The sequence below is a fragment of the Vibrio sp. AK197 genome, assembly GCF_053903115.1.
Map to the genome: position 1 here is coordinate 881,513 of NZ_CP096429.1, position 19,267 is coordinate 900,779.

Annotated in this window: 18 protein-coding genes; 13 read left to right on the forward strand and 5 right to left on the reverse strand. The window is 42.1% G+C overall.

Annotation, left to right across the window (positions count from 1 at the left end; translation table 11 throughout):
- Nucleotides 1-59: 59 nt before the first annotated feature.
- Both kdgK and M1D72_RS03960 read right to left on the reverse strand, forming a co-directional pair.
- A complete protein-coding gene (kdgK, locus tag M1D72_RS03955; protein WP_456294596.1) occupies nucleotides 60-992 on the reverse strand; it encodes a 2-dehydro-3-deoxygluconokinase in 933 nt (310 codons plus the stop codon).
- Between the two features lie 38 nt (nucleotides 993-1,030).
- The gene (locus M1D72_RS03960) at nucleotides 1,031-1,366 is read right to left on the reverse strand and encodes a cupin domain-containing protein (RefSeq protein ID WP_456294597.1); all 336 of its coding nucleotides are present in this window, start codon (nucleotides 1,364-1,366) and stop codon (nucleotides 1,031-1,033) included.
- Between the two features lie 362 nt (nucleotides 1,367-1,728).
- Between M1D72_RS03960 and M1D72_RS03965 the strand changes: the two genes are divergently transcribed.
- Nucleotides 1,729-3,882, forward strand: coding sequence for a heparinase II/III domain-containing protein (locus M1D72_RS03965; protein ID WP_456294598.1), 2,154 nt, complete (start codon nucleotides 1,729-1,731; stop codon nucleotides 3,880-3,882).
- A 2-nt stretch (nucleotides 3,883-3,884) separates the two neighbouring features.
- Entirely contained in the window at nucleotides 3,885-6,035 is a 2,151-nt protein-coding gene (locus M1D72_RS03970) for a heparinase II/III domain-containing protein (RefSeq protein ID WP_456294599.1), read from the forward strand.
- Between the two features lie 560 nt (nucleotides 6,036-6,595).
- On the opposite strand, the gene M1D72_RS03975 is transcribed toward M1D72_RS03970, so the two are convergent.
- On the reverse strand, nucleotides 6,596-7,498 hold the full coding sequence (locus M1D72_RS03975) for a DMT family transporter (RefSeq protein ID WP_456294600.1): 903 nt from the start codon (nucleotides 7,496-7,498) through the stop codon (nucleotides 6,596-6,598).
- Nucleotides 7,499-7,824: 326 nt separating this feature from the next.
- On the opposite strand from M1D72_RS03975, the gene M1D72_RS03980 reads away from it, so the two are divergent.
- The 4 genes from M1D72_RS03980 to M1D72_RS03995 all read left to right on the forward strand — a co-directional run bounded on the left by M1D72_RS03980 (nucleotide 7,825) and on the right by M1D72_RS03995 (nucleotide 10,345).
- Nucleotides 7,825-8,409: an NAD(P)H-dependent oxidoreductase gene (locus M1D72_RS03980; protein ID WP_456294601.1), complete on the forward strand. Its 585-nt coding sequence runs from the start codon at nucleotides 7,825-7,827 to the stop codon at nucleotides 8,407-8,409.
- Between the two features lie 10 nt (nucleotides 8,410-8,419).
- A complete protein-coding gene (locus M1D72_RS03985; protein WP_456294602.1) occupies nucleotides 8,420-8,986 on the forward strand; it encodes a carboxymuconolactone decarboxylase family protein in 567 nt (188 codons plus the stop codon).
- 77 nt (nucleotides 8,987-9,063) lie between these two features.
- Nucleotides 9,064-9,720, forward strand: a complete 657-nt coding sequence (locus M1D72_RS03990; RefSeq protein WP_456294603.1) for a DsbA family oxidoreductase — start codon at nucleotides 9,064-9,066, stop codon at nucleotides 9,718-9,720.
- Nucleotides 9,721-9,805: 85 nt separating this feature from the next.
- Nucleotides 9,806-10,345, forward strand: coding sequence for a redoxin domain-containing protein (locus M1D72_RS03995; protein WP_456294604.1), 540 nt, complete (start codon nucleotides 9,806-9,808; stop codon nucleotides 10,343-10,345).
- An 82-nt stretch (nucleotides 10,346-10,427) separates the two neighbouring features.
- Here the strand turns inward: M1D72_RS03995 and M1D72_RS04000 are convergent, their stop codons facing one another.
- On the reverse strand, nucleotides 10,428-10,793 hold the full coding sequence (locus tag M1D72_RS04000) for a winged helix-turn-helix transcriptional regulator (protein ID WP_454449342.1): 366 nt from the start codon (nucleotides 10,791-10,793) through the stop codon (nucleotides 10,428-10,430).
- Nucleotides 10,794-11,307: 514 nt separating this feature from the next.
- Here M1D72_RS04000 and M1D72_RS04005 point away from each other — a divergent pair.
- The 6 genes from M1D72_RS04005 (at nucleotide 11,308) to M1D72_RS04030 (ending at nucleotide 16,829) form a co-directional block, all read left to right on the forward strand.
- On the forward strand, nucleotides 11,308-12,006 hold the full coding sequence (locus tag M1D72_RS04005; protein WP_456294605.1) for an IclR family transcriptional regulator: 699 nt from the start codon (nucleotides 11,308-11,310) through the stop codon (nucleotides 12,004-12,006).
- 106 nt (nucleotides 12,007-12,112) lie between these two features.
- Nucleotides 12,113-12,802, forward strand: coding sequence for an SDR family oxidoreductase (locus M1D72_RS04010; RefSeq protein WP_456294606.1), 690 nt, complete (start codon nucleotides 12,113-12,115; stop codon nucleotides 12,800-12,802).
- A 598-nt stretch (nucleotides 12,803-13,400) separates the two neighbouring features.
- Nucleotides 13,401-13,874 carry a hypothetical protein gene (locus M1D72_RS04015; RefSeq protein WP_456294607.1) on the forward strand — a complete coding sequence of 158 codons (474 nt, stop codon included), beginning with the start codon at nucleotides 13,401-13,403 and terminating at the stop codon, nucleotides 13,872-13,874.
- A gap of 27 nt (nucleotides 13,875-13,901) precedes the next feature.
- On the forward strand, nucleotides 13,902-14,828 hold the full coding sequence (locus M1D72_RS04020) for a tripartite tricarboxylate transporter substrate binding protein (protein ID WP_456294608.1): 927 nt from the start codon (nucleotides 13,902-13,904) through the stop codon (nucleotides 14,826-14,828).
- 57 nt (nucleotides 14,829-14,885) lie between these two features.
- Nucleotides 14,886-15,329: a tripartite tricarboxylate transporter TctB family protein gene (locus M1D72_RS04025; protein WP_456294609.1), complete on the forward strand. Its 444-nt coding sequence runs from the start codon at nucleotides 14,886-14,888 to the stop codon at nucleotides 15,327-15,329.
- Nucleotides 15,330-15,338: 9 nt separating this feature from the next.
- Nucleotides 15,339-16,829, forward strand: a complete 1,491-nt coding sequence (locus M1D72_RS04030; protein WP_456294610.1) for a tripartite tricarboxylate transporter permease — start codon at nucleotides 15,339-15,341, stop codon at nucleotides 16,827-16,829.
- 60 nt (nucleotides 16,830-16,889) lie between these two features.
- On the opposite strand, the gene M1D72_RS04035 is transcribed toward M1D72_RS04030, so the two are convergent.
- On the reverse strand, nucleotides 16,890-17,900 hold the full coding sequence (locus tag M1D72_RS04035) for a LacI family DNA-binding transcriptional regulator (RefSeq protein WP_456294611.1): 1,011 nt from the start codon (nucleotides 17,898-17,900) through the stop codon (nucleotides 16,890-16,892).
- 128 nt (nucleotides 17,901-18,028) lie between these two features.
- Here M1D72_RS04035 and manD point away from each other — a divergent pair, with 128 nt between their 5' ends.
- Nucleotides 18,029-19,246 carry a D-mannonate dehydratase ManD gene (gene manD, locus M1D72_RS04040; RefSeq protein ID WP_456294612.1) on the forward strand — a complete coding sequence of 406 codons (1,218 nt, stop codon included), beginning with the start codon at nucleotides 18,029-18,031 and terminating at the stop codon, nucleotides 19,244-19,246.
- The last annotated feature ends 21 nt before the right edge of the window (nucleotides 19,247-19,267 follow it).

The following is a 19,267-nucleotide window of genomic DNA, read 5'->3' on the forward strand; positions in this document are numbered from 1 at the left end:
CATAAAATTTGGGTGTTTACTCTGGCGTTAAACTAAGCCGCCAGAGTGATTGGAAAGCATTAATCTGTGAATAAAGGCATCGCACTTTGAGGAATAATGGCACCTTTGTGCTGTATCACCGCACCTGCCATACAGTGGCCAGCATGTGCAGCTTCGCAAGCAGTTCCACCAACTAACCTCTTGGCTAAGAAGCCAGCACTAAACGAGTCTCCGGCGGCTGTCGTATCGACCACTTTATCTATCTTATTCGGAGCTACGTGCTGAATGTCACTTTCAGATACAACAACGCATTCTTCACTGCCGCGCTTGATAATGATTTCGCTAACGCCAGCGGAAGAAGTTCTCTCAATACACTGTTCAAGCTTTTCATCACCAAACAGCATTTGTTCATCATCAAAAGTCAAAAGTGCAATATCAGTATATGTAAGTACTTTTAGATGGCACTTCATTGCAGCTTCGGAATCAGCCCATAACTTAGGACGATAGTTGTTATCAAAAGCAACTTTGCCACCTTGCTGCTTAAATTTATCAAGTAGTGAGAACAACTCCGCACGCCCGCTTTCCGTTAAGATTGCTAAGGTAATACCGCTTAAATAGATAACATCGAAAGACAACAGTTTTTCAATCAATGAATCCGATTCTGGCTGTTCAAATACGTATTTTGCTGCTGAGTCACTACGCCAATAATGAAAGTAGCGCTCACCGGTATTATCAGTTTCAATGCAGTAAATGCCCGGTTGCTTATTATCTAACTTGAGTACAAGTCCAGTATCTATACCCTCTTCTTGCCAAGCATTAAGCATCTCTTGACTGAAAGGGTCATGACCTAAAGCGGTTATGTAGCTAGTTTTTACATTCGAGTTTTTTGTCAAACGTGAAAGGTAGAGAGCAGTATTTAGAGTGTCACCTCCAAATGACTGCTGAATCTGACCATTCTTGTTTTGCAGTTCAACCATGCACTCGCCAATAATGGCTATGTTGATTGTTTTCATAGAGTTATCCTAATCTTCAATCCGACTGCATTTAGAAATTATTTCAAAAAATCTTCACGCGCAGGGTTAAACACATCTAGCAAAATACTATCTTGCTCTAGCGCCACGGCTCCGTGAACAAAATGCTTAAGAGCGATATAAGCATCACCAGGCTTTAGGATTTTCTTTTGACCATCAACTTCATCTTCAAAACTGCCCTGAACAACGTAGCCAATCTGATCATGTATTTCATGTGAATGAGGATGGCCTATAGCACCTTTATCAAATTGAACATGAACCACCATTAAGTCATCGGTATAGCCGATAATTTTGCGTTTTAAGCCATCACCTAGCTCTTCCCATGGGTGTTCATCTGCATTAAAGAATGGATTCATTTTTTGCTCCTAATAAATCAAAGAAACGCAAGTACAGCTCAACGTTAAGACGGTATCGCAAATACGCTTACTTGATGTTGTTTTCTATTTGAATGGCCTTAGAATACTTAAATTAACTCAATTGTCATACAATACAACTTTATAAGTGTGATAAAAATCATATTTAATCATCATGAATTTTATAAAGCGCTGGGCAAAAAACATCGCCAAACACAAGCCGAACCTATACAAACCCTAAATTAAAACTAGATAAACCAACCAAGTTTGATTTGATTTTTTCTTCAAATACATGCCAAAATCACAAATATATTGTATTACTTTATGATAAGATATTTTCATTATTTTTAATCTTGGTGACTGAAATGACGACGAAACCAATACTCATGAATGAAGCGGAAATCGCGGAGTTACAACAGGAATTTGGTACAACAAGCCTCATGGGCAAAACGATAGACCGAAACATCAAAGAGTTAGATGCATTCATGCGTTTACCATTGGATGTACCAGGCCATGGTGAGGCAGGCGGCTATGAACATAATCGCCACAAACAAAACTACTTATACATGCATACCGCTGGTCAGTTGTTTTTAATTACTCAGGATAAAAAATATGCAAAATTTGTTAGAGATTTATTAGCAATTTATGCAGATAAATACTTAACATTCGACTTTCATGTTCAAAAGAACACCAACCCTACCGGACGTTTATTTCACCAGATACTCAACGAGCACTGCTGGTTATTGTTCACTAGCCTTGCGTACTCTTGCGTTGCTTCAACAATGACTGAGCAGGAAAGAAACACAGTGATTGACGGTGTATTTGAGCCGATGCTTGCTATGTTTATAGAAAAATACGGCCACGACTTTGACCGTATCCATAACCATGGTATCTGGGCTGTGGCTGCGGTTGGCATTTGTGGTCTCGTTGTTGGTAAACGCGAGTACTTAGAGATGTCAGTGTACGGACAGGAACGTAATGACACTGGCGGCTTCCTCGCTCAAATGTCACAACTATTTTCTCCTTCCGGTTACTACATCGAAGGCCCTTACTATCATCGTTATGCTATTCAGCCGACCTGTATCTTTGCTGAAGTCTTGCATCGACATATGCCTGAAATAGATATTTATAGCTACAAAGACAAGGTCATTGGTAACACTGTTCAGGCTCTATTAGCTACTGCTTATCCAAACGGACAATTTCCGGCTCTCAACGATGCTTCAAAAACGATGGGCATTACCGATATGGGTGTTCAAATAGCGGTTAGTGTTTACAGTAAGCATTACGGTCTAAACGACAATATTATGGGTATGGCTAAGATCCAAGATTCTGTCTGGATGCACCCATGTGGACTTGAACTATCCCATGCCTATGACAAGGCATCCAACAGTCGTGAGATCGGTATGCCTTTCTGGCCGAGTATTGAACTCAGTGAAGGTCCTAAAGGTGACAAAGGTGCTCAAGGATTTATTCGAATGCGAGACAATAACGGGGATGTCTCTCAGCTCGTTATGAATTATGGCCAACATGGTATGGATCATGGCCATTTCGATACTTTAGGCATCACCTTCTTCAATCGAGGCCAAGAAGTTTTGCGTGAGTACGGCTACTGCCGCTGGGTTAATGTCGAACCGAAATTTGGCGGACGTTACCTAGATGAAAACAAATCGTACGCACGTCAAACAATTGCCCACAATGCAATCACTATTGATGAGCAGTGCCAGAATAATTTTGATATAGAGCGTGCTGATTCTGTGCATGGCGCCCCACACTTCTTCCAGGTTGATCATTCAGAGGTCAAAGGTATGAGTGCTTTTGCCAATGACCACCAGAAGGACATCAAAATGCAGCGAAGCGTGTTCATGCTGAATATTGAAGAGTTGGAAGCACCTTTGCTACTTGATTTGTACAGAATAAATAGTGAAACAGAACATCAATACGACTATTCACACCAATATGATGGCCAACTGATTCGTACGAACTTCACCTATAAAGCAGACAGCGAGCTAAATACTTTAGGTGCACAAAATGGGTATCAACACCTATGGAAAACGGCAAGCGGTAAAACAGAAGGCACAGCACTCATTAGCTGGCTACAAAATAATTCGTACTACTCTTGGTTAGGCACAAGTTCCAATACCGACAGTGAAATAATCTTCACTAGAACGGGTGCAAATGACCCTAGTTTCAATCTAAGAAGTGAACCCGCATTCATCTTACGCACTCTAGGGAAATCAAGCTTATTCGTATCAACACTTGAAACACATGGCTATTTTAACGAAGAGTTTGAGCAATCCGTCAATGCTAGAGGGTTGGTAAGTGATATACGAATCATTGGATACGATGAAACCGCAAGTGTTATCGAAATCCAAACAGAAAAATCAACCGTTACGGTAATGGTTAGCAATAACCCATACGTTGATAATCAAACGAATAACACAATGAAAATTAATAATAAAACATATCAATGGACTGGCTCGCATTCTGTTGAAATTCAGCCAAACGGGCAGGAGAAATAACGATGAGCTATCAACCACTATTAATCAGTTTTGAAGAGGCGAAAGAGTTAAGTACCGCACTGGGAACAGATAGCCTACTGGGAAAAGCTCTCTCTCGTGATATCGCACAAACGGACAACTATATTACTAACATCGGTATTGAAGTTCCGGGCCATGGTGAAGGCGGTGGTTATGAACATAATCGTCACAAACAAAACTACATTCATATGGATCTAGCAGGCAGACTATTTCTGATCACTGGCGAGCAAAAATACCGTAATTACATTGTTGAAATGCTTACTGCCTATGCAAAGGTGTACCCAACATTAGAAAGTAACACCAGTAGAGACTCAAACCCTCCAGGCAAAATATTCCATCAGACTCTTAACGAAAATATGTGGATGCTCTACGCTTCTTGTGCCTACAGTTGTATCTATCACACGTTAGAAAAAGAACAAAGATCGCTAATTGAGAATGACTTGTTTAAACGGATGATCGAACTGTTCGTAGTCACTTACGGCCATGATTTCGATATTGTTCACAATCACGGTTTATGGGCTGTGGCCGCTGTTGGTATTTGTGGCTATGCCATTAATGATCAAGAATCCGTAGACAAAGCTCTTTATGGCTTAAAATTAGATAAAGTCAGCGGTGGCTTTCTAGCGCAATTAGACCAACTGTTTTCACCTGATGGCTATTACATGGAAGGGCCTTACTACCACCGTTTCTCACTACGCCCTATTTACCTGTTTGCAGAAGCAATCGAGCGTCGTCAACCTGAATTGAAAATCTATGAGTTCAATGACTCAGTGATTAAAACAACGTCATACTCGGTATTTAAGACAGCGTTTCCGGATGGCACTTTACCCGCACTAAATGACTCTTCAAAAACCATTTCAATCAATGACGAAGGCGTAATTATGGCTACGTCGGTATGCTTCCATCGCTATGAGCAAGCAGAAACATTATTAGGAATGGCAAACCACCAACAAAATGTATGGGTTCATATTTCAGGGAAAACGCTTTCTGATGCGGTAGAAAAAACAGATGACATCAAACCATTCAACTGGGGAAGTTTATATGTTACTGATGGACCAAAAGGTGAAAAAGGTGGCCTGACTATTTTACGTCATCGTGATGATCAGGATGATGACACAATGTCCCTAATTTGGTTCGGACAACATGGTTCAGATCACCAATATCACTCAGCACTAGACCATGGACATTACGATGGGCTGCACCTTAGTGTATTCAACCGTGGGCATGAAGTACTTCACGATTACGGTTTTGGTCGTTGGGTTAATGTAGAACCAAAGTTTGGTGGACGCTACATCCCGGAAAACAAATCCTACTGTAAACAAACTGTTGCTCACAATACGGTAACGGTTGATCAAAAAACACAGAATAATTTCAATACCGCATTAGCAGAAAGTAAATTTGGCACAAAGCACTTTTTCAATGCAGAGAATGAGAAATTACAAGGTATGAGTGGCCAAATTTCCGGCTACTACGAAGGCGTTGATATGCAACGGAGCATTATTCTTGCTGATCTAGAAGAATTCGAGAAACCACTGATTATCGATATTTACAAGATCGAATCAGAGCAAGAGCACCAATACGACTTACCTTTCCATTACTCCGGCCAAATTATTCGTACAGATTTTGAATACAAGCAGGAAACCACGTTAAAACCATTAGGATCAGACAACGGATATCAGCACTTGTGGAATTTAGCTTCAGGGACAGTAGCAGGCAGTTCATTAGTAAGCTGGCTACATGACTCTAGCTACTATTCTCTAGTAACCAGTGCTCAAAACGGTGGCGAAGTAATATTTGCGCGTACAGGCGCAAACGATCCGGACTTTAACCTAAAAAGTGAACCCGCACTCATCGTCCGCCAAACTGGTAAAAATCAGGTATTCGCATCAGTGCTAGAAACACATGGGTACTTCAACGAGTCGATAGAAGCCTCTATAGGAGCGCGTGGTTTGGTTGATTCGGTCAGTGTTCTTGGAAGCAATGAAGTGGGAACCGTTGTATCTATCAAAACAACGACTGGCAAGAACTATCAAGTAGCAATATGCAACTTAGATGAAGAACAACACGAAAATGACCACGATGTCACTTTCAACGGCACTACTTACCGCTGGAAAGGCCCGTTCGCGCTAATTTAGTACAGACTTAAAACCTAACTCACTTAAAGCCGAACGCTTATGCGTTCGGCTTTTTTGGAAAGTAATAACTGAGTATTAAAATATCACTCTAAAATAGCAGCGACTTTATTGCTAAACTGCCATTTCTAAAACGTTTATGTTCATCTTCGAGTCAGCTTGGTCTGAGCTGACTCATTTGTGCCCCTTTCCGCGATAACTTGAATTTAAGCCGATAAATTCTGTCCCTGATTTATCGGCACTGCCCGAGCGAATGGAAGCAAAGATTCGGTGAACGGTTTCTCCCAAAAGCTTACATTGACGGGATTCTCAATCAATAACTTTTACCTGCATCTTTATGCAAGTTCGCTGGCAGAATCGCTCGGTGATCAGTAACACGTTTCTGGACATTTCCGAGTTACGACCTTTCGAACATTCTAATTTTTCGGATTACATTTAGTATTAAAACAATGTGGCCAGCCTAAATGTAGTTGGCCACATTCACTCATCCAATACAATTTATATTCCATTATCAAAGTGTCCGGTTTGATTAAAGCAGATCATGTCTACTAGGGGGGAACTAGCTAGTCAGCAGATCGGAGGAATAGCAGTAACCCACTAAGAGATAAACCCATTCCAGTTAGCGCCATTACAGGTATGCTTTCATCAAATAGCAACCATGACTCAATAGCCGTAAACACAGGCACCAGATAGAAATATGTCGCAACTTTGGTAGACTCTCCGTTTTCTATCATAAACATCAAAAGAAGGATCGCGCTGACGGAGACGACAAATACTAACCAGCCAAGTCCCAGTATAAAGCTCATGCTCCAATTGGCTTGCTGTTTCTCAAACACAAGGGTCAGAATCCCCATAATCAGTGTTAGCGAGACGTATTGAAAGAACACCTGAGTCAGAATATGTCCGTCCCCTTTAAAGCGTTTTTGGTAGATGCTACCCATAGTCATGCCTAGCAGACCAACAACTGAAGCGAGAATGGCCGTGATCTGAATGGAAGAGCCGTGCTCCCTATCTGGGCTGAGTACCAGAAATACACCTACAAAGCCGACTGCCATACTAATCCACTGCATGGTGCTAAATCTCTTTCTGTATAGTGAAGTCAGAATTACAGCAGTAAGAATTGGTTGCATTCCAGTTATCAGCGAAACAAATGCCGCAGGCATACCAAGATCAATTGCCTTGAAGCAACCGCCAAGGAACATTGCCTGAATCAACAGACCGGTTGTTAATTGTTTTATAGCTGTTGTTATTGTTGGCCATTTAGCTTTGGCTAAAAAAGCTAAAGTTGCGAAAGCTACGCAAGACAGCATTCCACGCAGAAACAGCAGATAGAAAGGTTCGCTATAGGCAACCGTATATTTTGCACCGATAAAACCTGTACTCCACAGAAACACAAAAATCCATGGGACCAGGGCTAGTGCCGTCTTTCTGTTGTTGGTTAATTGATTTGTGATTGGTGCTTTCATGTTCGGGGGACCGAGTTAGTTCAGAAAAAATCATCGGCACAGTCTTAGGAGGGTGTCCAATGTTGTGGTGTATTATGGTAGCCACACGACATTAATCAACTAGTATACTTTTGGTAACCTTTAACCGCCTATCCCCTCATATACCCACTCCAATGTAAAAAATAAAAGTCACATTAAACATGGGCTTAATGCCATTTCTCTCGACCTTTATGGTGGTTACTAAAAGTTAACTAATTGCACTAGAAATGCAGGTAACCATAATAAACCGCAAGACAGCGAAATCATTATTCGCTCTGTAAACATCCAAATATTGAAGGGTTATTATCATGAGTAACGTTCTAATCATTAACGCACACGAGCCATCTCCATTTTCTGAAGGAAAACTCAATGCGGCTTTAGTAGAGAAAGCTCGCACCCAGTTACAATCAAAGGGGCACGAAGTGCACGTTGTCACAATGCGAGACGACATCGTAGTGGATGAACAATTGGCGAACTTTGAGTGGGCAGACCGAGTAATACTTCAATCGCCTGTCAACTGGATGACGATTCCGTGGTCTTTCAAAAAGTACATGGATGATGTTTTCACGGCGGGGATGAGGGGGGCGCTGTGTGCCTTTGATGGCAGAACGCCGGAAGAGCCAAAGAAAAACTATGGAACAGGCGGTACTCGTACCAATACGAAATACATGCTGTCTTTGACATTCAATGCGCCAGAAGAGTCATTTAATGATGATAGTGAGTACCTATTCCAAGGTCGCAGTGTGGATGACTTGATGTTCCACATGCACACCAACTTCCGCTTCTTTGGCATGTCGGCACTGCCAACCTTTGCTTGTTACGACGTTATGAAAAACGCGGACATTGAGAACGACTTTGCTCGCTTTGAAGCACACCTAGACGCACACTTTTGAGGGGGTTTTTATGAGTACTGAATTTACTTATTACACTGCAGAAACGGCTCCTGAAGAGTCTAAAGAACTGGTCGCTCAGTCAGTAAAAGGCTTCGGTATGCTACCAAACTTGCACGCGGTCCTTGCTGAAGCCCCGGCTACCTACGAAGCCTACAACACGGTCTTTGACCTGTTTATGAAAAACACAACGTTCAGTCCATTGGAGCAGCAAGTGGTCTTTATGACCGCAAACTTTGAAAATAACTGTCACTATTGTGTCCCCGGTCATACATGGATGATGAAGGCGGGAAAAATGCCAGATGAGGTGATTGAAGCATTGCGTGAAGGCACTGTCATTCCTGATGCAAAGCTGCAAGTACTGCATGATTTTACCAAAGCACTGCTCGATAACCGTGGCCATATCGGTGATGAAAAACTGCAAGCATTCCTCAACGCCGGTTTTACCAAACGTCAAGCGCTGGAAGTACTGACTGGCTTGTCTGCTAAGCTTATCTCAAACTTCACTAACGCACTGGCACATACTCAGCCAGATGTGCCCTTCCAGAAGTTTGCGTGGACGCATCCTAGCGAGCGTTAAACTCCGTCAAGAACAAGCAAGCACAACTTAAAGCACTGTTTGCCGCGTGAGCACAGTGCTTTAAGTAGGGGACTCATATGAATAATACTATTAAGCTCGACATTATTAGTGATGTTGTCTGTCCGTGGTGCATCATCGGATATAACCATTTAAAAGCGGCTATCAAACAACTTGGCATCGAAGATCGCATCGAGATTGAGTGGCAGCCTTTTGAACTGAACCCTGATATGCCAGCCGAAGGTGAAAACCTTCGAGATCACGTTGCTCGTAAATATGGCAGTAGCGCAGAGGAAAGTAAAAACGCGCGCATTCGTATCGCCAGCATTGGCGCTGAACATGACTTCAAGTTTAACTACTTTGATGAAATGAAGATGGTGAATACCTTTGACGCACACCTTTTGCTTGATTACGCCAAGAGTATGGGCAAGCAAACTGAACTAAAATTGCATTTCTTTACCGCCTTTTTCAGTGAGCAGAAAGACGTCTCTAACCATGAAGTTCTTAAGCAAGCGCTAATTTCTGTGGGCCTAGACCCAGAAGAAGGAATGCGTTGGCTAAATGACGCACAACGACGCAGTTCAGTCCGTAGTACAGAGAAACAATGGCAAAAAATGGGCGTATCGAGTGTACCAACGGTGATTTTTAATGGAGAACATGGTGTTTCAGGGGCGCATCCCGTAGAAGGCTACAAACAGATCTTAACTGAGTTAATGGCTCAGACAAATCAAAGCTAGGTTACTAAAAGTATACTGGTTGCAACTTGTTTTTTAGTGGCATATCTTTTTTAAACTCGTTGTGACCTCAATCCCAGGAGCCGAGATGACATACTCACAAAAACTCAAAGCGGGTGACGCTTTTCCTACATTAGAGGCAACAAAGCTTGATGGAACCAAAGTCAAGCTAGGTCAACCTCAAGGTGATGCAACATGGCAAGCGGTGTTTGTCTATCGTGGCAAACACTGTCCACTTTGCACCAAGTACCTCAATGAAATTGAGACCTATAAGCAGGCCTTTAGTGAGGCGGGCGTTGATATTCTGGCTGTCTCTGCTGACTCGAAGCAACAATTGGAGCAACACCTAGAAAAGCTCGATGTCAGTTTTCCAATCGCCTATGGTCTTACTGAGCAACAAATGAAGACTCTGGGGCTCTACATATCGCTACCACGCTCCGAAGCTGAAACCGACCATAACTTTTCAGAGCCGGGGTTGTTTGTGATCAATGAACACGGCAACTTACACGTGGTTGACCTGTCCAACAACCCGTTTGTCAGACCTGAGCTCGGTGCACTGACCCGAGGTTTGGCATGGATTCGTAACCCAGAAAACCACTACCCTATCCGTGGCACGCTAGATTATTGAATCTTCAGCTCGAAAGGCAACAAGGCAACCATATTGGTTGCCTTGTTACGTAAAAGAGGGAGATGGATGAATGTTGCTCACGCTATTTTAGCTGCACATTGTTACTTTCAGACCATTTTCTCAACTCATCGAGAATCGTTAACGCACTGCGTCCAAACTCGGTGAGTTCGTAGCTAACTGCCAGCGGTTTTTCATTGAGCACACGACGTATTACCATGTTTTCACTTTCTAGTTCTTTTAGACGCTGGTCGACCATCTTCTTGCTTGCACCGCCCAACATTCTGGAAAGATCATTGAATCTCACAGGGCCATCTTTCAGATGGTAGATGATGGAGCCCTTCCACTTGGAGCCCAAAATCCTCATGCCTTTTTCGATCGCACAAGGCTCGTTACAAGCGTCGACAACGCTCTTACGCCCTTTTGGATCAACTTCAACTTTTGCTTTCATACAGCTCCGCGTCATTTTGAGAAGTAACGTAGCTAATCAGCTCTGACAATAAAAACGTCACTCATAGTGATTGAATACTCACAGCAATTTAGGTGTAAGAGTGGGCACCTAATGGCGAGCGTCTTGCGGTATATTTTAGTTACCTAGAGATTGAATGCAATCAGTATACTTTTAGTAACCTAGTTCATACCTAGCTGAAACAACTAACATGAAAATCTCCATTAATAGACCGTACTATTAATTTTTCTTCGGCCAATTCGACTAACTTTTCTCGTCACAATACATGGCTATAACTTCTTTTGGGGCAAGTTCAAGTTACGAACGTAATCCGTATGGACTCTGTTAGGATGAGAAAATATATGGGAAGGCTCTATATCTGTGACCAATCCACGTGAGTTTAGTGAAATTTTCACTCATCCAATGAATCCTTTAACGATACATCAACTATTAAAATACTGCTTGTACATATAACCGAGGGTATACTCTAGGTCTCTATCCAACACACAGTAACCACATGGCGAAAGAAACCCGTAACATTCAGTCTGTCGAGCGCACCTTTGCTATTCTCGAGACGCTCTCTATGCATAATCAGCCCCTTTTTCTGCAAGATATTAGTCAACAAGTAGAGTTAAGTAAGACCACTGTTCATGGCCTACTAGCAACTCTACGCTCGCTTGGGTATGTCACAAAGAGCAAACATGGTTACAGTCTAGGTCTACGTTTACGTGAGCTATCTAAATCGCTTGAACAAAACGATGAAGCGATTCGTACCCACTTCTCTTATCTACTCCATCGTATGGCGAGCCTTACCAATAACACCGCTTATCTAGCCGTGAAAAGTGGCGCACAAGAGTATTTGTATATTGATGCTATAGAACGAAACAATCCGCTAACTATACGAAGCCCGCGAGGGCGGCGTGAAGGGCTTACCTCTTCTGCTATTGGTAAAGTGTTCTTAGCATTCGATGACGATCTGCTGCGTGAGTTACGTACAAAAGAACAAATCGATCATCCGCTTGAACGAGAGCTACTAAAAGTGAAACAACAAGGTTTTGCACTTGATCTAGAGCAAGCAGAAGCTAACCTCAATTGCTTAGCAATCCCGTTATACATTGATGGTAGTCTGGCCGCGGTCGCGGGCGTTAGTGGTCATGCAAACGAGCTAAATCAACCTCGCCTTGAGCATTTTGCTTCCGTGTTCCTCAATAAGTAACTCAAAATTCGACAATGTCGAATCTTGTTGGATATTCTTCTTCATTATGCACCATTAAGAGTAAGGCATTCTACACTTGCCTCATCCAAATAGATGAGGAAGAAAAATGTCAACAGTACTTATTACAGGTTCAAATCGTGGTCTTGGTTTAGAGTTCGTTCGTCAGTACCTTGATAAAGGCTGGAAAGTGCTGGCTGCTTGTCGTGATCCGCAACAAGCGAGCGAGTTAATCGAGCTGTCGAATGCAGGTCATGTTGAGCTACTAAAGCTTGATGTGACTTCAGAGAAAGACATCAACGCACTCGATAAAACCCTTGATGGTAGAGCAATTGATCACCTGATCCTAAATGCAGGTGTACTAGGTGACGATTGTGCAAAACTGGGCGAAATGACCCAATCAAAATGGTTAGAAGTTCTGAATATTAACACCGTAGCACCAGCTCTGCTTATTCAAGCGTTAAGAGAAAATGTAGCAGCTAGTGAGCATAAAACCATTGTTGGTATTTCGACTCGAGTTGCAAGTATTGGTGATAACGGTTCAGGTAATATGTACAGCTATCGCACATCAAAAGCGGCGCTTAATCAAATCCTAGTATCGGCGGCGAAAAACTTAGCCGAGCAAGGCGTTAAAACAGTAGCAGTTCACCCTGGTTGGATACAAACCGATATGGGTGGCAAAGACGCGACATTCACACCTCAAGAAAGTGTTACTGGAATCATTAATGTTGCTGAATCTATGACGCTAGAAACTTCAGGAAGTTTTCGCGTATTTGATGGTTCTTCGATTGAGTGGTAACCCATAAAGTAAAAAGCTCCACGCGAACAAACATGGGGGCAGAAGTGCTTCGGGGCTGATGAGTTATTGTATACTTTCTAATAATCACTGCATAAACTCAGTCTGGTGTGACAGATCGCTGGTGACAGAAAATGTCCAGAACCGTGCATCTCAGTCCCCGCAAAAGGCGGTGGCTGGTTCCGTTATGGGATATCAAAAGTGATTCGATGGTTAGATTCCGCCCGAATCACCCAACTCATTTTTGTCCAGAAACGTGTTCTGTTTAATGGTCAAAACAACCAGAATGATACTTTAATACTCAGCGGCAGCACGATTAAATTCGGTTGTACAAATTAGTATAAAATTTAATTCCTCTCCCACAAATAACTTACAAACCCCCCCCGAAAAACCAAACCAATATTGTAATACATAAAGTCAATCCTGAATTTTCAAAACGATATCAAAAATCACACTGAAGCTAGCAAAATAAAGAGACAGCGCACAGCAGAGAGACGTTCACAGTGATCTACGTAACATTCCAAACCTTACTACCTAGCCAACAATAAATCATACAATATCATTTATTAAAAATATTCAGAGATAAACGGATAAGCAATAAATGAAAAGTCATTTGGACATCGCTAAAGAAGCAATTGAATTGGTAACACCATCAATTCATAAGCTGTTTGAGCAAACAAACCGACAAGAACTTCATATCGTCATTATGGATCCTCGCGTGAAGCCGTGGGAAAGCTCTTTTGAAGAAAGCATCCTATTTGAAGCATCACTGGGTACTCCCGAGAAATGGACTATTCCCTTCGATGATTTTGCTCGCAAAAAAGCACTTCAGGCATGGCGAAACAACCAATCAAACTTAATCAACCAATCACAGCATACATCTTCATTAAGAGAAGATGACTTGTTGTTCTATGGCTCATTCACCTACGGCGATGTTGTTGTTGCATGCAGTGGCGTAGAGCAATGGTTCGATATGCTTATCAGTGGCTGGATTGCTGTGGCTATAGAACAGCTATGCATGAGTGAATATCAGAAAAACAAAATAAATAACCCAACACAAACTTTCAGACAATAAACCAAAAACAAAAGGTATGACTACATTATGAATAAGTTACTAAAAACCCTATTTGTTAGTGCAGGTATCATGGCTTCTGCTTCAGCAATGTCAGCAGATTACCCTACTAAAAACATTCGCCTTGTTGTGCCATTTGGTGCCGGTGGTGGTACGGATGCAGTAGGTCGAACTCTGGCAAACTCTGCAAAAGATATCCTGGGTCAGAACATTTCAGTGATGAACCGTACAGGTGGCGCTGGTGCTGTAGGTATGAGCTTTGGCGCTCAACAGCGACCTGATGGCTACACGCTAACCGTTGTTACTCGTGAAATTGCTTCACTGCCTCAAATGGGCTTAATGCAACACGACGCAAGCGACTTTAAATTAATTCGTATGGTTAACCTTGACCCAGCGGTCGTTCTTGTCCACAAAGACAGCCCATACAACACCATCAACGATCTTATTGCTGAAGCTAAAAAAGGCGATGGCGTAGTTAAATTTGCGTCAACGGCTGCCCCTAACTTTTATTTGATGACTTTAGAGAAGAATCAAAACATCAAACTGAATGCTATTCCTTACAACGGTGCATCTGAAGCCATTCCAGCGGTTCTTGGAAAGCACACTGATGTAACTATGGTAACTCCGGGTGAAGCTATTTCTCAGTTACGTTCAGGTCAGTTAAAAGCTCTAGGCGTAATGTCTGAAGAAAGAATTTCGTACATTCCAGATGTTCCTACTTTGAAAGAGCAAGGAGTGGATGTAGTAACAGGGACATGGCGTGGCATCGGTGCTCCTAAAAATACACCAGACGAAATTATTGAAACTCTTGGTGAAGCGTTCGATAAAGCGATGGCTTCTGAAGAATTTAAAGGCTTCATGGAGAAAGGTGCAATGACTATCCACAACATGAAAGCTGAAGAATTTACTAAGTTTGTAGAGCAAGACGCTAAAACCTTAGGCACTCTCATTAATTAATATCGTTCTTTTATGAGCACCCTTTTAGGGGTGCTCTAAGTTTTATAGGACAGCAATATGTTCAATAGAAATTTGGTCTTTCCATCTCTAATAATCATTCTCAGTGCAATTACGCTAGTTGTCGTCTCTCAATTTGCCGAACCACGCTTCCAAGATGCAAGCGTAGATGCCAAGTTTTTCCCTGCCGTCATTGCCATTTTTCAAATCGCGATCTGTATTGCGCTTATTATTCAAAGCAAGTTGAAATCGAATCCTGAGATGCAAGAAGGTATTTTTTCTAAAATGGCTTGGTTTGCTGTTGGATTTCTATTTGGCTACGCCCTTTTAATTCATTTATTAGGCTACTTATTCGCTAGCCTGATCGCATTCACTGGATATCTATTGTTTTTCAAAGTTCGAAAACCTCTCATGTATATGGTTGCCTGGGTATTCGTCTTTTCTGTTTATTACCTCTTTGGTGAAGTGTTGTACATATCACTTCCTCAAGGCATTATGTTTTAGAGAGGCATTATGATCGAACATCTATTTAATGGCTTACTGACAGCTTTTAGCCCGGAAGTTCTACCAATACTAATATTTGGCGTTGTCGGGGGTATCGTACTTGGTGCATTGCCAGGGTTAACTGCAACCATGGGCGTTGCAATATTACTGCCTTTTACTTTTGGAATGAGTTCAACACCCGCTCTTGTTATGCTAATTGGTGTTTATATCGGCGGTATATACGGCGGTTCAATTGCAGCAATATTGCTGAAAACACCTGGAACCCCTGCATCTGCCGCAACAGTTCTTGACGGCCATACTCTGGCAGCAAAAGGGCAAGCAGCTAGAGCACTGAGTATTTCGGCAGTCGCGTCTTTTGTTGGCGGACTAATTAGTACTATCGTACTTATTGCTATTGCCCCACTATTAGCCAACTTTGCGCTACGATTTAATGCTCCAGAGTACTTTGCGTTAGCACTATTTGGCTTAACAATCATTGCCAGTGTATCGGCGCAGAATATTCTGAAAGGCTTACTAGCGGGTACTATTGGGCTACTCATCTCAACGGTAGGATTAGACCCTATCAGTAGTGTTCCTCGTTTTACGTTTGGCGTTATGGATCTCTACAGTGGTATCAATGTTATTCCAGTTCTTATCGGTCTATTCGCACTTTCTGAAGCCATTAACCAAATAGAAAAGGTAATCAAAGAAAAACGCACTGAGATTCCTAAATTTGACCACAAATTGCTCAGTAAACAAGACCTAAAAGGCATGATGCCGACGGCTATAAAAAGTGGCGTATTGGGGACATCTATTGGCTCAGTGCCGGGGGCGGGAGCTGACATTTCTGCATTCGTTTGTTATAACGAAGCGAAACGAGTTTCAAAAAATCCTGATGAATTTGGTAAAGGATCAATCCGTGGTTTAGCTGCTGCCGAAGCAGGCAATAACGGAGTTACCGGCGGTGCGCTTGTTCCCCTACTCACTCTTGGCGTACCAGGAGATGCTGTAGCCGCAGTATTGCTTGGCGCGTTAATTGTGCAAGGTTTAACTCCCGGCCCATTACTGTTTGCTCATAGTCCTGACGTAGTCTATGGCGTATTTAGCTCAATGCTTGTAGCAAACGTAGTAATGCTTATTGTGGGTCTTGTTGGAATCCGCTTCTTCTGTCGTATCATCGAAGTGCCTAAGCTTCTAATGATTCCAATCATTATCTTCCTGTCCGTCGTAGGTGCTTACGCAATCAACAACTCAATGTTTGATGTTGGTATTGCTATCGCATTCGGTATACTGGGTTTTGTGTTAGGAAAACTGGACATCCCCGCCTCCCCGATTCTTCTCGCGATTATTCTTGGCCCAATGGCAGAAACTAACTTGCGGAAATCACTTCTGATGTATGAGAACTCATGGTCATTCTTGTATGAAAGACCTATCGCTCTTGGGTTTATCCTACTAGCTGCATTCTCAGTTTATTCAACAATGAAAATGAAGAAGAAAGCGAATTTAGAACAAACGAAATAGAAAGTAAAAAAGCCAAGCAGCTTCTAATTGCTTGGCTTTTTAATTCTAATTTAGTTATATCTACTTTACCTCTGAACAAGAATCTCGTTCCATCAACACCGAGGGAACAATGAGTCTCTGTATCCCATTACATATACCCAATACAGCTTCAATGGCTAGTTGCGCACTCTCTATGCCAATTTGGTGGGCATTTTGCTTAATCGTTGTGATAGGCACTTTGAAGTGTTCAACCATGGGGATTTCATCAAAGCCAATTATTGATACCTGCTTTGGAATATTAATATTGGCTAAGTTTAGCTCTGTGAGTAAATCGGTAGTGATTGCAAGGTGCTGAGTAAAAATTGCTGTTGGGCCATTTTCACTTTGAATGAGTTCGTCAGGAGATACCTCGAACCCTTTTTCTCGGTTCCAATATTGGACATACCTGTCTTCAAGCTCAATACCGTGCTTAGATAAAGCATCGCAATATCCCTGATAACGAGAACGACGAGATAAGTCTTGCTTTATATCCTGCCCCATAAAGCAAATACGCTTATGTCCAAGTTTAATCAAATACTCCGTTGCTATAAACGCCGCGTCTCTGTAGTCCGAAAGCACAATATGGCTTCGCGTTTCAGAGTACTCTAATTGAAACTGAACAATTGGAGTACCACCAGACATAAGTTGGTTAATTAGCTCAGCATTATGGCCAGATGACGCAATGACGATAGCATCGACCCGCATTTGGCTTAAAGATAACAAGGCTTGTTTTTCTGATTCCGCATCAAAATCGCTGTTATAGATTAAAACGTTGTATCCATGCTTCTTACAATAATCATCAATTCCGCGGATAACTCTGCTTGTATTATATCCGCTAACATCACGCACAATAACACCTAACGTTTTCGTTTTATCAGCTTTAAGGCTACGAGCATTGTGGTTTGGTACATAATTTAGCTCTTTAATCGATGACTCGATCTTCTGCTTTGTGTCTCCAGACATATGACCAAAACGACCATTCAGGTACTGAGATACTGTACTTTTAGAAACACCAGCGTGTGTCGCTACATCAATAATTCTAATTTTATTCATACAGGCTTCTTAAAACTGTTAACCACTTCAAAATGGGATCGTTGACATTCTATTCGGATCCATAGAACATAACAAGTAAACCGATTTACTAAACCGATTTACTTGTTAGCTAATCAGAGATTATTTCAATGAAAATAAAAGATATAAAAGTCTTTGTTACCAACCCTGGAAGAAACTTTGTCACTGTTAAGGTGACTACTGATAATGGTGTCTATGGCTTAGGTGACGCCACAGTCAACGGCCGAGAAATGGCTGTGGTGACTTACTTAGAAGAGCATGTTATCCCATGCCTTATTGGACGAGATCCTCATGCAATTGAAGATATCTGGCAATACCTGTATATGGGTGTTTATTGGCGTCGAGGCCCGATAAATATGGCGGCTATTGCAGGTATCGATATGGCCCTTTGGGATATCAAAGGAAAAGTCTCGGGGTTACCTGTTTACCAATTATTGGGCGGTAAATGTAGAAATAGTGTCAGCTTATATGCACATGCAAACGGTGAAACAATCGACGATACGTTATGCAAGGCTGAAGACCTTGTGAAACAGGGTTTTAAAGCGATACGTCTACAATCTGCCATTCCGGGTCTAAAGGAAACTTATGGTGTATTAGGCGATAAAAAAGACTACTTTGAACTACAGGGAAATCGTCCTCTTCCCCCAGAGCAAGAATGGTCAACGAGCAAGTACTTTAAACTCGTTCCTGAATTATTTGCTCAAGCGAAAGCTCGTTTAGGTGATGATATCGATTTACTGCATGACACACACAGCCGGCTCACACCGATTGAATCAGCGAAACTGGGTAAGTTGCTCGAACCATACAACCTCTTGTTTTTAGAAGATGCCTCCATCGCTGAGAATCAAGAAAACTACAAGCTGATTCGTCATCATACCACTACCCCACTAGCGCTTGGAGAAACCTACAATACCGTTTGGGATTGTAAGGACCTGATTCAAAACCAGTGGATAGACTACATTCGCGCAGCCGCCACCCACGCAGGTGGCATAACAGGTATGAGAAAAATTTCTGACTTTGCTGCTATTTATAATATTCGAACTGCACCACATGGTGCACCAGATCTATCCCCTATCTGCTTCGCTGCACATATGCATCTAAACATTTCAACTCATAACTTTGGTATTCAAGAATTTGTCGGATTTGGCAATGAAGAAAGCAAAAGCATTTTCAAACACGATATGAAACTAGGAAACGGAATGATAGTCGTCAGTGATGCACCAGGATTGGGTATTGAATTCGATGAGCAACAAGCGTGCAAATACAGTTATAAACGGTCTTACTTGCCAGTAAGCCGTTTAGAAGACGGAACGCTTTGGCATTGGTAAACACGACGCAACTCATATAAC

Coding starts and splice junctions, on each gene's coding strand:
- kdgK (WP_456294596.1), bottom strand. CDS start 992: ATGAAAACAATCAACATAGCCATTATTGGCGAGTGCATGGTTGAACTG.
- M1D72_RS03965 (WP_456294598.1), top strand. CDS start 1,729: ATGACGACGAAACCAATACTCATGAATGAAGCGGAAATCGCGGAGTTA.
- M1D72_RS03985 (WP_456294602.1), top strand. CDS start 8,420: ATGAGTACTGAATTTACTTATTACACTGCAGAAACGGCTCCTGAAGAG.
- M1D72_RS04000 (WP_454449342.1), bottom strand. CDS start 10,793: ATGAAAGCAAAAGTTGAAGTTGATCCAAAAGGGCGTAAGAGCGTTGTC.
- M1D72_RS03980 (WP_456294601.1), top strand. CDS start 7,825: ATGAGTAACGTTCTAATCATTAACGCACACGAGCCATCTCCATTTTCT.
- M1D72_RS04035 (WP_456294611.1), bottom strand. CDS start 17,900: ATGAATAAAATTAGAATTATTGATGTAGCGACACACGCTGGTGTTTCT.
- M1D72_RS03995 (WP_456294604.1), top strand. CDS start 9,806: ATGACATACTCACAAAAACTCAAAGCGGGTGACGCTTTTCCTACATTA.
- M1D72_RS04030 (WP_456294610.1), top strand. CDS start 15,339: ATGATCGAACATCTATTTAATGGCTTACTGACAGCTTTTAGCCCGGAA.
- M1D72_RS03975 (WP_456294600.1), bottom strand. CDS start 7,498: ATGAAAGCACCAATCACAAATCAATTAACCAACAACAGAAAGACGGCA.
- M1D72_RS03990 (WP_456294603.1), top strand. CDS start 9,064: ATGAATAATACTATTAAGCTCGACATTATTAGTGATGTTGTCTGTCCG.
- M1D72_RS03960 (WP_456294597.1), bottom strand. CDS start 1,366: ATGAATCCATTCTTTAATGCAGATGAACACCCATGGGAAGAGCTAGGT.
- M1D72_RS04010 (WP_456294606.1), top strand. CDS start 12,113: ATGTCAACAGTACTTATTACAGGTTCAAATCGTGGTCTTGGTTTAGAG.
- M1D72_RS04020 (WP_456294608.1), top strand. CDS start 13,902: ATGAATAAGTTACTAAAAACCCTATTTGTTAGTGCAGGTATCATGGCT.
- M1D72_RS03970 (WP_456294599.1), top strand. CDS start 3,885: ATGAGCTATCAACCACTATTAATCAGTTTTGAAGAGGCGAAAGAGTTA.
- M1D72_RS04005 (WP_456294605.1), top strand. CDS start 11,308: ATGGCGAAAGAAACCCGTAACATTCAGTCTGTCGAGCGCACCTTTGCT.
- M1D72_RS04015 (WP_456294607.1), top strand. CDS start 13,401: ATGAAAAGTCATTTGGACATCGCTAAAGAAGCAATTGAATTGGTAACA.
- M1D72_RS04025 (WP_456294609.1), top strand. CDS start 14,886: ATGTTCAATAGAAATTTGGTCTTTCCATCTCTAATAATCATTCTCAGT.
- manD (WP_456294612.1), top strand. CDS start 18,029: ATGAAAATAAAAGATATAAAAGTCTTTGTTACCAACCCTGGAAGAAAC.